At 62.7% G+C, this 14,207-nt stretch carries 12 protein-coding genes; 10 read left to right on the top strand and 2 right to left on the bottom strand.

What is annotated here, in order from left to right; all coding sequences use genetic code 11:
• The first annotated feature begins 23 nt into the window (after window positions 1-23).
• The 8 genes from ABVN20_RS02515 to ABVN20_RS02480 all read left to right on the top strand — a co-directional run bounded on the left by ABVN20_RS02515 (window position 24) and on the right by ABVN20_RS02480 (window position 10,103).
• The gene (locus ABVN20_RS02515) at window positions 24-632 is read left to right on the top strand and encodes a cysteine dioxygenase (protein ID WP_368553809.1); all 609 of its coding nucleotides are present in this window, start codon (window positions 24-26) and stop codon (window positions 630-632) included.
• Window positions 629-2,212, top strand: coding sequence for a rhodanese-related sulfurtransferase (locus ABVN20_RS02510; protein WP_368553807.1), 1,584 nt, complete (start codon window positions 629-631; stop codon window positions 2,210-2,212). The genes ABVN20_RS02515 and ABVN20_RS02510 overlap by 4 nt, the downstream gene beginning before the upstream one ends.
• Window positions 2,213-2,330: 118 nt before the next feature.
• Window positions 2,331-3,200: a TauD/TfdA dioxygenase family protein gene (locus ABVN20_RS02505; RefSeq protein WP_368553805.1), complete on the top strand. Its 870-nt coding sequence runs from the start codon at window positions 2,331-2,333 to the stop codon at window positions 3,198-3,200.
• Window positions 3,201-3,300: 100 nt separating this feature from the next.
• Window positions 3,301-5,769 carry a TonB-dependent receptor plug domain-containing protein gene (locus ABVN20_RS02500; RefSeq protein WP_368553804.1) on the top strand — a complete coding sequence of 823 codons (2,469 nt, stop codon included), beginning with the start codon at window positions 3,301-3,303 and terminating at the stop codon, window positions 5,767-5,769.
• Between the two features lie 310 nt (window positions 5,770-6,079).
• A complete protein-coding gene (locus ABVN20_RS02495) occupies window positions 6,080-7,042 on the top strand; it encodes an ABC transporter substrate-binding protein (protein ID WP_368553802.1) in 963 nt (320 codons plus the stop codon).
• Between the two features lie 27 nt (window positions 7,043-7,069).
• Window positions 7,070-8,422, top strand: a complete 1,353-nt coding sequence (locus tag ABVN20_RS02490) for an LLM class flavin-dependent oxidoreductase (protein ID WP_368553800.1) — start codon at window positions 7,070-7,072, stop codon at window positions 8,420-8,422.
• Complete coding sequence (locus ABVN20_RS02485; protein WP_368553798.1) at window positions 8,419-9,102, top strand: peroxiredoxin-like family protein; 684 nt, start codon at window positions 8,419-8,421, stop codon at window positions 9,100-9,102. Before ABVN20_RS02490 ends, ABVN20_RS02485 begins: the two co-directional genes overlap by 4 nt.
• 29 nt (window positions 9,103-9,131) lie before the next feature.
• Complete coding sequence (locus ABVN20_RS02480) at window positions 9,132-10,103, top strand: aliphatic sulfonate ABC transporter substrate-binding protein (RefSeq protein ID WP_368553796.1); 972 nt, start codon at window positions 9,132-9,134, stop codon at window positions 10,101-10,103.
• 6 nt (window positions 10,104-10,109) lie between these two features.
• On the opposite strand, the gene ABVN20_RS02475 is transcribed toward ABVN20_RS02480, so the two are convergent.
• Window positions 10,110-11,549 carry an HD domain-containing phosphohydrolase gene (locus tag ABVN20_RS02475; protein ID WP_368553794.1) on the bottom strand — a complete coding sequence of 480 codons (1,440 nt, stop codon included), beginning with the start codon at window positions 11,547-11,549 and terminating at the stop codon, window positions 10,110-10,112.
• 109 nt (window positions 11,550-11,658) lie between these two features.
• Here ABVN20_RS02475 and ABVN20_RS02470 point away from each other — a divergent pair, with 109 nt between their 5' ends.
• A complete protein-coding gene (locus ABVN20_RS02470) occupies window positions 11,659-12,420 on the top strand; it encodes an alpha/beta fold hydrolase (protein WP_368553793.1) in 762 nt (253 codons plus the stop codon).
• A gap of 129 nt (window positions 12,421-12,549) precedes the next feature.
• Entirely contained in the window at window positions 12,550-13,584 is a 1,035-nt protein-coding gene (locus ABVN20_RS02465) for a diguanylate cyclase (RefSeq protein WP_368553791.1), read from the top strand.
• A 64-nt stretch (window positions 13,585-13,648) separates the two neighbouring features.
• Here ABVN20_RS02465 and ABVN20_RS02460 read toward each other — a convergent pair whose 3' ends face one another.
• On the bottom strand, window positions 13,649-14,194 hold the full coding sequence (locus tag ABVN20_RS02460; RefSeq protein WP_368553790.1) for a hypothetical protein: 546 nt from the start codon (window positions 14,192-14,194) through the stop codon (window positions 13,649-13,651).
• Window positions 14,195-14,207 lie beyond the last annotated feature (13 nt).

Raw genomic sequence — 14,207 nt, 5'->3', positions numbered from 1 at the left:
TCACAACGACCGATGGAATCGCCATGACCCAGGCCCGACACCCGGAGAGACTCAGAGCATTCATAGGTGCCCTGGCGGAATTGATCGACAGCCATCCCCGCGAAGGTGACCTGCTGCACCGTGGCGGCAAACTGCTTAGCCAACTGGTCAGCCATGACGACTGGCTGCCACAGGACTTTGCCCAGCCGGACCCCGAGCGCTACCAGCAATACCTGCTGCACGCCGATTCACGCCAGCGCTTCAGCGTCGTCAGTTTCGTCTGGGGGCCTGGGCAAAGCACGCCGATCCACGACCATCGCGTGTGGGGCTTGATCGGCATGTTGCGCGGAGCGGAATACTCGCAAGGCTTCCAACGCCAGGCTGATGGCTCACTGGTTGCCGCTGGCGATCGTGTCCACCTGCGTCCGGGTCAGGTCGAAGCCGTGTCGCCCAAGGTCGGTGACATCCACCAGGTCAGCAACGCCTTCGACGACCAGGTGTCGATCAGCATTCACGTGTATGGCGCCAACATCGGCGCGGTGCGTCGCGCGGTGTATCAGGCCGACGGCAGCGAGAAGCTGTTCATCTCCGGATATTCCAACACCCTCCTCCCCAACATCTGGGATTTGTCCAAAGAGAGCCCTGCCCTATGAGCACCGTACCGAACCGCTCCTACGCCGACATTCGCAAGGCCCTGCTCGCCCGTGAAGAACTGGCGCTGGTGGACGTTCGCGAAGAAGCGCCTTTCGCCGAATCGCACCCACTGTTCGCGGCCAACATCCCATTGTCGAAACTTGAGCTGGAGGTGTTCTCGCGCATTCCCCGGCGCAGCACCCAGGTGACGGTCTACGACAATGGCGAAGGCCTGGCGAGCATCGCCGCGCAGCGCCTGGTGGAGCTTGGCTACAGCCATGTGAGCCTGCTCGAGGGCGGGCTGGACGGTTGGCGCCGCGCCGGTGGTGAACTGTTCATCGACGTCAATGTGCCGAGCAAGGCCTTTGGCGAACTGGTGGAAAGCCGGCGCCACACGCCCTCCCTGGCCGCCGAAGAGGTACAGGCGCTGCTCGACAGCGACGCCGATGTAGTGGTGCTCGACGCTCGACGCTTCGACGAATACCAGACCATGAGCATTCCCACCGGTATCAGCGTACCGGGGGCGGAACTGGTGCTGCGTGCACGGGAGCTGGCCCCCGACCCTTCCACGCGCATCATCGTCAACTGCGCAGGCCGCACCCGCAGCATCATCGGCACGCAGTCGCTGATCAACGCCGGCATCGCCAACCCGGTGTCGGCGCTGCGCAACGGTACCATCGGCTGGACCCTCGCCGGCCAGCAGTTGCAGCACGGCCAGTCGCGGCGATTCGCGCCGACCCGCGAAGAGCACCGGCTACTGGCCGCCGCCGATGCGCGTCGTGTCGCCGATCAGGCACAGGTCAATCGCGCCACGCTCGCCGACCTGCAACGCTGGCAGCAGGAACCCGGACGCAGCACTTACCTGTTCGACGTGCGCACACCGGAAGAATTCGAGGCCGGGCACCTGCCCTCCACACGTTCCACCCCCGGCGGCCAACTGGTGCAGGAGACCGATCATTTCGCCAGCGTGCGCGGCGCGCGCCTGGTGCTGGTGGACGACGACAGCGTGCGCGCCAACATGTCGGCCTCCTGGCTGGCCCAGCTGGGCTGGGAGGTGCATGTGCTGGACGATGTCGAACCCGCCCATTTCAGCGAACAGGGTACGTGGCAGGCACCGGTGCCCGCGCCGCGTCAGGCTGAGGAAATCAGCGTTGAGACATTGGCGCAATGGCTCGCCGAGGGTGACACCCAGGTGCTTGATTTCACCAGCAGCGCCAACTACGTCAAACGCCACATCCCCGGCGCCTGGTGGGTATTGCGCAGCCAGTTGCAGCAAGCATTGACCCGGATACCGGCCGCAGAGCGTTATGTGCTGACCTGCGGCAGCAGCCAACTGGCGCGTCTGGCCGTGGCCGACGTCGAGGCGTTGACCGGCAAAACGGTGTTCCTGCTCAAGGGCGGAACCGCCAGTTGGATCGCCGCCGAGCGGCCACTGGAGGACGGCGAATCGCGCTTGGCCTCACCCCGCATCGACCGCTACCGCCGCCCTTATGAAGGCACCGACAACCCGCGCGAAGCCATGCAGGCATATCTGGACTGGGAATACGGCCTGGTCGAACAACTGGCCCGCGACGGCACCCATGGCTTTTTCGTGATCTGACCACAACCGCCCCTACGCCAACCTTGGCAAAGGGGCGTTACCACCCCCCAAAGCAACCACAACACAACCGACCCCTCTCCAGGCGGAGGCTGAACCCACAACCGAGAGGATTTGCATCATGTCCGCAGTTTTGCACTCCACCGATTCACTCTCCGCCAACACCCTGCGTGTCACCCGCCTGGAACCCACCATCGGTGCGGAAATCAGCGGCATCGACCTGCGCCAGCCGTTGACCCCGGCACTGCGCGATGAATTGCGCCGCCTGCTGCTGGAGCACAAGGTGATTTTCTTTCGCGACCAGGCCATCAGCACCGAACAGCAGATCGCCTTCGCCCGCGAGTTCGGCGAGCTGTACGTTCACCCCACCACCGAGCAGAACGATACGACCCAGCCCCATGCGCACCTGATCCAGGCGCAGGATGCACGCACCCTCTATGGCCCGAGGGTCAGCGGCCGTTGGCACACCGACACCAGTTGGCTGTTGCGCCCGACCCTGGGCGCCGTGTTGCGCGCCGTCGATTTGCCCGAGGTCGGCGGTGATACCTTGTGGGCTGACACGGCGGCGGTCTATCGCGCCTTGCCCGATGACCTGCGCGAAGAGATCGACGATCTGTATGTGGTCCACGACTTCAAGTCGTCACTGGACAAGGTCGGCCATGACTACCCGATTCTCGCCCACCCGCTGGTACGTACACATCCGGAGACCGGCGAGGACGGCCTGTTCATCAACTTCTCGCAAAACCCGTCGGTGATCGGCTGGCCACCGGAGAAGAGCAAGCAGTTGATCAGTCGACTGCTACAGGAATTCAGCAAGCCCGAGCACCAGGTGCGCTTCAAATGGCGCGAAAACTCGGTGGCGTTCTGGGACAACCGTTCGACCCTGCACTACCCGGTCTACAACTATGGCGATTACCCACGCCGCATGGAGCGAGTGCTGATCGCCTATGACGACATTCCGCATCGAGTGAAACGCGCCAACGCGGCCTGACACTCCCCTCTAAAAACATTCGATAGGGCACCCCCAAGGTATTCGCCGAACGACGCGAAGGGGGTCGCCTTTGCGTGAAGATCTTTCAGGAACCGGCACCATGAGCACATCCAGCCCACGAACCAAATATGACTATTACGCAGCCGCCGCCCTTAGCCTGCTGGCTGCGAGCAGTCAGGCCCACGCCGAAAACCCGGAGCCGGACAAGACGCTCAGCACCGTGGTCGTCACGGGTAACCGTGGCAGCCAGCCTCGCACCATCACCGACAGCCCCTCGCCCATCGACGTCATCAGCGCCGAGCAATTGCAGGCCAGCGGCAAGGTCGGCCTCAAGGAACTGCTGGCCCGCCTGCTACCTTCTTTCAACCTGCCAGCGATCAACGGCGGTGGTACGTCCTGGTCGGTGCGCGGCGTGACCATGCGCGGCCTGTCCGGCGATCAGGTCCTGGTGCTGGTCAACGGCAAGCGTCGCCACAATACCGCGCTGATCAACAACCTGGCGCGCATCGGCACCGCCGCCGTGCCAGTCAACCTGGACCTGATACCGGTGTCGGCCATCGACCATATCGAGGTACTGCGTGACGGCGCGTCCGCGCAGTACGGCTCGGACGCCATTGCCGGGGTGATCAACATCATCCTCAAGGAAAACGACAGCGGCGGCAGCGCCGAGACCTCGTTCGGACGCTACGGCAGCGGCGATGGCGACACGGTGCATCAGACGTTCAATTACGGCCTGAGCCTGCCCAACGACGGTTTTGCCAACCTGGCGCTGGACAGCAAGGAGCAGGAACCTTTCGACCGTAGCGGCAGCGCCACGGGCAACCTCTATTCACTACCCGGCTTTCCCGACAGTCGCGACCAGACCGTCGACCGTCATGGCTGGAACCCCAGCTATGGCCTGGGCCGAGAGAAAGTCACCAACGTCAGCTACAACCTCGAACTGCCGTTGCAGGATGACCTGCGGTTCTATTCATTCTCCACGGCCAGCTACATGGAAACCACCAAGGTCACCGGCAACTATCGGCCCAACGATATCTATTCGCTGGCGGGCGACCCGAACACCCCCTACCCCGACGGCGTGCATGCCCAGCGCCGCAACCGCACCAAGGACTTTCAGATTGCCGCCGGTTTCAAGGGTGAGGTCGCGGGCTGGAACTACGACGCCAGTTCGACCTGGGGCGAGGACGACTCGACGCTCAATGCCAGCAATACGCTCAACCCGTCGCTGGGCCCCTCCAGCCCGACGTCGTTCAACCTGGCCTCGCAGATCTTCGATCAGTGGACCAACAACCTCGACTTCAACCGCAGCTTCGACATCGGCCTGAAAAACCCGCTGCAAACTGCCTTCGGCTTTGAGTACCGCTGGGAGAAATACCAGATCGAGCCCGGCGACTACGACTCGTACACCCCCGGCAGCTATGTGATTCCCACAGGGCCATTCGCCGGTCGTACGCCCCTGCCCGGCCTGGCTTCCTACAACGGCACCAGCCCGGCAGATGCGGGTGAAATCAGTCGCAGCAACGTCGCCGGCTACGTCGACCTGGGCCTGGACGTGACAGACAAATGGTACGTCGGCACCGCGGCCCGTTATGAGCGCTACACCCAGGACATCGGCAGCACCTGGAGCGGCAAGTTTTCTACCCGCTACGCCTTTACCGATGCCTTCGCCGTGCGCGGCACGATCAACAACGGCTTTCGCGCACCGTCGCTTGCGCAGACCATTTATGCCTCGTCCACCTTCACCTCCGGGGGGGTGGTCAATGGCCAACAGGTGTCGGTGCCGGTCAAGGTGCTGCCGGTGGACACCGCCGAGGCCCGTGCCCTGGGTGCGGAAAAGCTCAAGCCGGAAAAATCCCTGAACTACAGCCTGGGTTTCACCTATGAGCCGACACAAAACTACCGGTTGACCACCGACCTTTACCAGATCGACATTCGCGATCGCATCGTGTCCACCAGCCTGCTGGGCGGCACCACGGTTTCCCAGGTCCTGGCCGCCAACGGTCTGTCTCCTGGCCTGTATGCCCAGTACTACACCAACGCGGTGGACACCCGAACCCGTGGCATCGACATCATCAACGAATACCGCCAGCAACTGGATGAATACGGGCAGGTGCGCTGGAGCGCGGCGTACAACTGGAACCAGACCAAGATCCAGAAGCTGCAGGACAACCCGGCGCAGTTGGCCGGCTCCGGCTTGCAACTGTTCGACCGGCGCCTGCAAAAGGACCTGACCGTGGCCACACCGCAATCAAAATTGATCCTGGCGGCGAACTGGAAGGTCACGGACTACAACCTCAACCTGGCGGTGACTCGCTTCGGCAGTTACGTCGAGGGTGACAACAACCCGGCCAACGATCGCAAGTTCAGCGCCAAGTGGATCACCGACATTGATGCCGCCTACGACCTGACCCAGCACCTGACCGTGGCGCTGGGGGCCAACAACCTGTTCAACGTGTACCCGGACAAGAACGGTATCCAGGACTGGGCGGGCGGCTACAAGTACGGACAGTTTTCACCGTTCGGGTTTGGTGGGGCGTATTACTACACGCGGTTGGCTTATAACTTCTGAGGTTAAGCCGATGTAAACAACCTGTGGGAGCGAGCCTGCTCGCGATGACGGACTGTCAGACGAATCGTTGGAACCTGATGCACCGCATCGCGAGCAGGCTCGCTCCCACAGTGATGCGACCCACCGAATCTGTGCAATCGAAATAAATGCAATATTTTGATAATACACAACAAGATGATCAGCTAACTTTATAATTAGCATATAACCATAAAGAATTTCACACGCAATTCTTATAGATATAACGTCAATCCCACACCGACCCCTTCTCCAGGCGGAGGTTATTCACAACCTCATCTGCCTGGAGTTTCCCATGTCAGCCAAAACCCTGCTGTTGAGCCTCGCCTGCACCCTGGGCATTGCCGCCGCCACCCAGGCCGCCGACCTGCAACCGCTGCTGGTGGCCAATCAGAAATCGTCGATCAAGGTGCTGCTGGAGGTGTCCGGCGAGCTGAAGAACGTACCTTATGAGATCCAGTTCTCCGAGTTCCCCGCCGCCGCGCCACTGGGTGAAGCGCTGAATGCCGGTGCCGTGGACATCGGCGCCCTGGGTGATGCGCCCTACGTGTTCGCCCTGGGAGCCGGCGCACCGATCAAGGTCGTCAGCATCGCGCACGCCGAGGGTCGCTACACCACCGCCATTCTCGCGCCCAAGGACTCGCCGCTGAATACCGCCAGCGACCTGAAGGGCAAGAAGATCGTCACCACCCGTGGCTCCATCGGCCACTTCCTGGCGATCAAGGCCTTGCGTGATGTCGGCCTGAAAACCAGTGACGTGCAGTTCATCTACCTGCTGCCGAGCGAGTCACGGATCCTGCTGGACAACGGCAGTGCCGATGCCTGGTCGACCTGGGATCCCTACACCACCATCGCCACCACTCAGCACCAGGCCAAGGTACTGGTCAGCGGCGAAAAGCTGCTGACCAACCATTTGTACTTCGCCGCCACCAGCCAGGCCATCGCCGGCAAACGCCAGCAACTGGACGACTTCATCGCCCGGGTCGATCGCGCCTATCGCTGGACCAACGCCCACCCCGAGGAGTACGCCGCCGCTCAGGCGCGTGTCACCGGCCTGCCGCTGGAAGTGCACGTGGCCGTGGCCAAGGCCACTCGCATTGACCCTGTAGAGATCGACGACCAGGTCATCGCCGGCCTGCAAACCACCGCCGACCTCTACCAGGAAGAGGGAATTCTGGGCAAACACATTGATGTCTCCCAGGGTTTCGACAAGAGCTTCAACGCCAGACGCCCCCAACTCGCCCAGGCCTCCCAATAACGATACGACGCATTCAGGAGCAAGATCATGAGCAAGCAACGCCAACTGAAACTCGGTGCAATGGTCCACGGTGTCGGTCATGGCTGGGGCGAATGGCGCCACCCGCAGGCCCGGCCCAACGCCAGTGTGAGCTTCGATTTCTACAAGCAGCAGGCGCAGCTGGCAGAGGGGGCCAAATTCGATTTCGTGTTCATCGCCGACAGCCTGCACATCCACGAAAAATCCAGCCCGCACTACCTCAATCGCTTCGAGCCGCTGACCATTCTCTCGGCCCTGGCCGCCACGACGCAGCACATCGGCCTGGTGGCGACCGTCACCGTGAGCTACACCGAGCCGTTCCAGGTCGCCCGCCAATTTGCCTCGCTGGATCACATCAGTGGCGGTCGCGCCGGCTGGAACGTGGTGACCTCATGGCTCAGCGGCACCGCCGACAACTTCGGCAAGAGCGAGCATCCGCCCCACGCCGTGCGTTATCGCATCGCCCAGGAACACGTGAACGTGGTCAAGGGGTTGTGGGACTCCTGGGAGGACGACGCGTTTGCCTACGACAAGCAAAGTGGCGAGTTCTTCACCCCCGGCAAGTTGCACGCCCTGGAGCACAAGGGCGAGTTCTTCTCGGTCAAAGGCCCACTGAACATTTCCCGCTCCAGGCAAGGGCAGCCGGTGATTTTCCAGGCGGGCACCTCCGAAGCGGGGCGTAATTTCGCCGCGCAAAACTCGGACGCGATCTTCGTCGGTTCCGAGGGGTTCGATGAGGCCCACGCCTATTACCAGGACCTCAAGCAACGCGCCGCCGGTTTTGGCAGGGACCCGCAGACGCTGTCGATCCTGCCGGGTATCCGCCCCATCGTCGGTCGCGACGCCGCCGAGGTCGAAAGTCGTTACCAGCAGGCCGTGGAACTGGTGACCATCGAAGACGCCATCGTCGCCCTTGGTCGTCCCTTCAATGACCATGATTTCAGCCAGTACCCGCTGGACGAGCCGTTCCCCGAGCTCGGCGACCTGGGTTCCAACAGCCAGAAAGGCGGTTCGGACCGGATCAAGCAACTGGCCAAAGATGAAGGCCTGACCCTGCGTGAAGTCGCCCTGCGCTTCTCCCGGCCACGCCGTGATTTTGTCGGCACACCTGAGCAAGTCGCCGACGCGCTGCAACAGTGGTTCGAACAGGGCGCGGCAGATGGCTTCATCATCAACTCATTGCTGCCCGACGGCTTGCAATACTTCACCGAACTGGTGGTGCCGGTGCTGCAACAACGCGGCCTGTTCCGTGAGCAATACAGCGGCCAGACCCTGCGTGACCACCTTGGCCTACAAGTGCCGGTCAACCGCCATGCTCGCGCGCCTCTGAAGGCCGAACAGGAAAGCGAGGCACTGGCATGAGCGAATCCCTCAACCGTTTGCTCGCGGACTTGCATGCCCAGCGCGTCGCTTCCTGGGAGCCCGCGGCATTGCAGGTGAACATCGACCAGCGCCAACGCCTGGTGGATGAAGCCCGCCACGAAGACTTCGTCAAGGTCGGTGACACCCTGGAGCCGTTTACCTTGCTCAAGGCCGAAGGTGGCAGTGTGAGCCGTGACGAATTGCTAGCCGCTGGGCCGGCCGTCCTGATCTTCTTTCGCTTCGCCGGCTGCCCTGCCTGCAACATCGCCCTGCCGTACTACCAGCGCCGGCTCTACCCACAACTGCACGCTCTCGGCGTGCCATTGCTGGCGGTCAGTCCGCAGGTGCCTGAGCGCCTGATGGAGATCAAGACCCGCCACGCGCTGGAACTGCAGGTCGCGAGCGACCCGGATAATCAGCTTGGTCGACGCCTGGGCATTCTCTACAGCTTCGACGAAGCCTCGCGCAACGCCGCCCTGGCCAAGGGCAACAGCATCGGCGACATCACCGGCACCGGCACTTGGGAGTTGCCACAACCCACGGTCGTGGTCATCGCCAGGGACGGCACTGTGGCTTTCGCCGAAGTCAGCCCGGACTGGCTGGTGCGCACCGAAGCCGACCCGGTGATCGCTGCCGTCGAACAACTGCTCGGGCATGTCCCGGTGCAAGTCGCCATCTGACCTTTTACCTATCGAACCTCGAGTGTGCCATGTCGAAAAACACTGCTTTTGCTCAAGCACGTCGCCCGCTACTGACCGGACTGGTCGTTGCGCTGGCCGCCCTGTCATTCACCCTGCCGACACAGGCACAGGAAACCCTGCGCATCGGCTACCAGAAGTCATCGACGCTGATCACCCTGCTGAAAACCCAGGGCACCCTGGACAAGGCCCTGGCGCAACAGCACATCGATGTGACTTGGCACGAATTCCCCAGTGGCCTGCCTCTGTTGGAAGCGCTGAACGTTGGCAACGTCGATATCAGTGCCGACGTGGCCGATACCGTGCCGATCTTCGCCCAGGCCGCCCAGGCCAAACTGACCTACTTCGCCCAGGAAGCGCCCTCGCCTTCAGCCCAGGCCATCGTGGTGCACAAGGATTCGGCACTGCAGCAATTGTCCGACCTCAAAGGCAAGAAAGTCGCGGTCACAAAGGCCGCCGGCTCTCACTATCTGTTGATCGCCGCCCTGAGCAAGGCTGGTTTGCAGTTCTCCGACATCCAGCCGGCCTACCTGTCGCCCGCCGACGGTCGCGCCGCGTTCGAGAACAACAAGGTCGACGCCTGGGTCACCTGGGAACCCTTCCTCACCAGCGCGCAGCGGCAACTGCCCACCCGCACCCTGGCCGATGGCGCAGGACTGGCCAGCTACAAACGCTACTACCTGACGACCACCAGCTACGCCAACAGCCACCCGCAGGTGCTCAAGGTGGTTTATGACCAGTTGTACAAGACCGGCAACTGGATCAAAACCAATCCTCGAGAAGCGGCGCAGGTGCTCAGTCCGTTGTGGGGCAACCTGGGAGTGGAAACCGTCGAGAGCGCCAACAACCATCGCAGTTACCAGGTGCAGCCAGTCAAGATCGACCAACTGGGTGAACAGCAGCAGATTGCCGATGCATTCTTCGCCGCCGGCCTGTTGCCCAAGGCCGTCGATGCGAAGGATGTCGGTATCTGGAAGCCGTGAGGCGACTCAGATCAGTCCCAGCGTCAGCGCCTTGAGCGTCGCCGCAGCCCGGGTGGTGCATTGCAACTTGCGGAACACGCTCTCGACGTGGGTACGCACGGTGCTCGGGCTGATGCCGAGCTGGCGTGCCACTTCCTTGTTGCTGCCGCCCATGCTGATGCACTGGAGGATCTGCGTCTCGCGCTCGCTCAGCGGGCTGTTGTTGGACTTGCACGGGGCCACTGCGCTCTCGCCCCGCGCGGCGGCGATCACCGCCTGACAGGCGCGCGGGTCGAAACGCCCCTGCGCGGCTTCGTCGAGCAGCAGGCGTTCGGCATCACTGTCGCTGAAGGCCGGCCGCCAGGGTCGTACACAGCGCAATGCCTGCCAGGCGAGCGCCGCCGCCAGCAAACGGTGTTCAGGTTGCAGGGCATCGCCGTCCAGCCCGCGGAAATAGCCGCTGCCATCGAGTCGTTCATAGGCGTTGGCGGCGATTTTTCCAGGTATTTCCAGTTCAGCAATCTGCTTGCAGGCCCGCGACGTCCAGTAAGGCACCAGCCGCACCTGTTCCAGATCGCCATCGAGTAATGGACCTGGCAGGTTCCAGATACGATTGGGTACCGCCGCCCGGCCCACGCCATGAATCAGCGCCGCCTTGCCCAACTGCTCGATGGCGGGTTCGGCGAGGCCCCACAGCTTGGCCGCGTCCCGTACCAGTTCGGCCGAGCGTCGGGAATAGCCCGCCAGCCAGGGAATCTTCAGGTCGATCACATCACCCACCAGCGTCAATGACACCGGTGCCTTCAGCACTGGCGGGGTCGATTGACTGGCTGGCGGCTCCCTCAAGGCCTCCAGCCAATCTTCGGCATTGCGCGAAAGCTCGGCCGCCAGCGCCGCCGGATAACGACGGTTGCCCTGCCCCGCAATCCACTCCAGCGCGGACTCGACCCCATGGACCCGCGAGAGAATTTCCAGGTCTCCGGCCAGCAGCACCTGATAGACCACCTCCGGCACCTCGGGATGGCGCAGGCCACCCGGCCGGCCTTCGCCGTCGAATTGCTCGAACACATGACGCAGCCCCAGTTCGACGGGCGCACTCAGGCCCAGCGTCTGCGCAATGTCACCCGCCACCTCGCAATGCACCTGCGCCTGGGGCGCGGTCTTGCGCATGGCGCGCAGGCCCGCCGGGCCCAGCGTCTGGCTGAGCATCGCGTTGCGCCCGGCGACGTCATCGCCCAACAGGCGCATGAAGTCCTCGGCATTGGCGGTGCAACCGGACCAGCGCAGCAGGGACACCTGGCGCGCCACTTCGATGTGGTCACCGGCGCCATCGCAGGTTTGCGCCAGCCACTGGGCCAGGCGCGCAGCGCGGCGTGACTGATCAGTGGGTTGACCCATGCTCAGGTCGCCGACCACCGACAGGCACAACATCGCACTTTCCAGCTCGACCGCGTCGGTCTCCCTCATCACGCTCTCCATCATTCACCTGATTTTTTACCCGCCTCGGATAAACGACCGATACCGGGCTTCACGCCGGTTACGCAAACTGGCCCCATCAACCACAGGAGATTCCACCATGTTCAAACCCAAGGCAATCGCCCTCGCCCTCGCCATGACCGCTTCCGTTTTCGCCGTTGGCAGCCAGGCCGCCCCCGCGCAACCTTCGGTCGTGATCGTCCACGGCGCATTCGCCGACGGTTCCGACTGGTCCAAGGTCGTGCCGCTGCTGCAAGCCGAAGGCATCAAGGTCACCGTGGTGCAGAACCCGCTGACTTCGCTGGCCGATGACGTCGCCGCCACTCAGCGCGTACTGAACAACCAGGACGGCAATGTGGTACTGGTCGGCCACTCCTGGGGCGGTACAGTAATCAGTCAGGCCGGCACTGACCAGAAAGTTCGTAGCCTGGTGTACGTCGCCGCATTCGCCCCGGATGCCGGCCAGGCCGTCAAGGACCTGGGCAAGCAATACCCGGCGCCGTCCGGCACCAAGGACATCGCCGCCGATAAAAACGGCTTCCTCTACATGACCCCGCAAGGCATGGCCACTGGCTTCGCCCAAGACCTGCCGGCTGCCCAGACCGCCGTCATGGCCTCGACCCAAGGGCCGATCCGCGCCGCCGCGTTCGAGGACAAAACCAGCGCCGCCGCCTGGAAAGGCAAGCCATCGTGGTACGTCGTGGCCCGTGAAGACCGCATGATCCAGCCGGACCTGCAGCGTGACTTCGCCAAGAAGATCAAGGCCCAGGTCACCGAAGTGGAATCCAGCCACGTGCCACAACAATCGCGCCCTGCGGATGTCGCCAAGGTCATCATTGATGCGGTGCACAACACCAAGTAAGTGGGTGACAGGCCCCTGACAGGCAATCAATGCCTGTCAGGGAGACCCCTACTCATCCCATCAGGGCTGTAAAATTGCCCGCCGATATGTCGATAATTGGGCAATCTTGTTAGCGACCGGCAGGCACTGATGGATCATCTACTTTCCCTTCTCTCCGAAACCATCCCCAAAGCGCAGAACCTCGAACAGTTGACGCGCCCATTACTGACGCTGCTCAGCCAGGTGACCGGGATGGAGTCGACCTACCTCACCACCATCGACACCGACCAGGGTATCCAGCGGGTCGAATTCGCCCGCAACAGCGGCGACATGGTCATCCCGGAAGGGTTGGTGGTGCCCTGGGGCGATACCCTGTGCAAGCGCGCCCTGGATGAAAACCGCCTGTACTGCGATAACGTGGTCGAAGCCTGGGGAGACTCCGAGGCCGCCGCGGCGCTGGGCATCAAGACCTATGTGAGTGCGCCGATCAAGGCCCAGGACGGCGAAGTGCTGGGAACCGTCTGCGCCGCCAGCTCCAACCAGGTCGCTCGCACGCCGGAAGTCGAACCGCTGCTGACGCTGCTCTCGGGCCTGTTGGGCTATTCCCTGGAACGCGAACGACTGGTCGAACGCCTGCAAATGCTCAACGCCGAACTGACCAAGCTGGCGCTGTCCGACCCGCTGACCGGCCTGTCCAACCGCCGCGCCATCCTCAGCGACGCCACGCGCCTGCTCGCCCTTGCCGAGCGCGAGCACAAGTACATCCTCATGGCCGTCGTCGACCTCGATGGCTTCAAGCTGGTCAACGATACCCACGGCCATCTCGCCGGCGATGAACTGCTGCGCGGCGTGGCCACGCGCTTGCAACAGGCGCTGCGAACCAGCGACATCATCGGCCGTACCGGCGGTGACGAATTCGTCGCGATTGCCCTGGGCACCCTGTCCGAAAACCCCGACCAGGCCCAGGACATGCAGCATGGCGCCGAACTGCTGCAAGAGCGCCTGAGCAAGGCGACGATCGGGCGATATGAACTGGGCGATGGCCTGGACGACTTCCACTATCCCGGCGCGAGCGTGGGGGTGGTGGCGGTCATGCCCCAGGGAATGACCGCGGATGAGGTGATCAAGCTGGCGGATCGGGAGATGTATCGGGTGAAGGTGGCGCGTAAATCCCAGCGTTCGTAACAGGCGACATGAGTAGGCGCCGGAACGATCTTCCGGCGCCCGCCCCTGTCAGTTGAGCCTCAGGCTACCGCGCCTTGGCAGACTTGATATCGCTGATGATCTGCTGGGCAATCGCTTCGACCTGCTCTTTGGTCATGGCCGACATGACCCCCTCCCAGGCAGACGATGAGGTGTCATAGGTTCGGGTGCCGATCAGTTGCCCCGACTTCAGGTCCGAATAGTCCGCACTCGAGTTGACCCAGGCGTTACCCACCATCACACCAGCACTGTAGCGAGCGCCTGGGGTGAGGTAGCGGAAGTTGGTCACGTTGATCTTGATGCCCACACCGTCTTTGTCGGTGGGGCTGGCAACTGGCGTGTCAGACAGGCTGTAACCGGCACGGGTAGCCTCATTGCGCAGCGCGTCATTCCATTCTTGCTTCAAACGCGGCCAATCTTCGTTTTGCAGCACCTTGCTGTTGCCCTGGAAGTTCACCACCAGGTTGTGTTTGGCCGCCTCGGGAATGGCGAGCGTCTGTGTCCCGCCGCTCTTTACCGAAGCGGCGCAGCCACTGAGCAGCGATACGGCAACAATGCAGGATGCGAGAAACAACGACTTGTTGGCTTTCATGGAATGTCCATAT

Origin of the sequence: Pseudomonas sp. MYb118 (genome assembly GCF_040947875.1) — a bacterium.
In the GTDB taxonomy this organism is placed as follows: domain Bacteria; phylum Pseudomonadota; class Gammaproteobacteria; order Pseudomonadales; family Pseudomonadaceae; genus Aquipseudomonas.
This window is presented reverse-complemented; position numbering and strand designations above follow the sequence as displayed.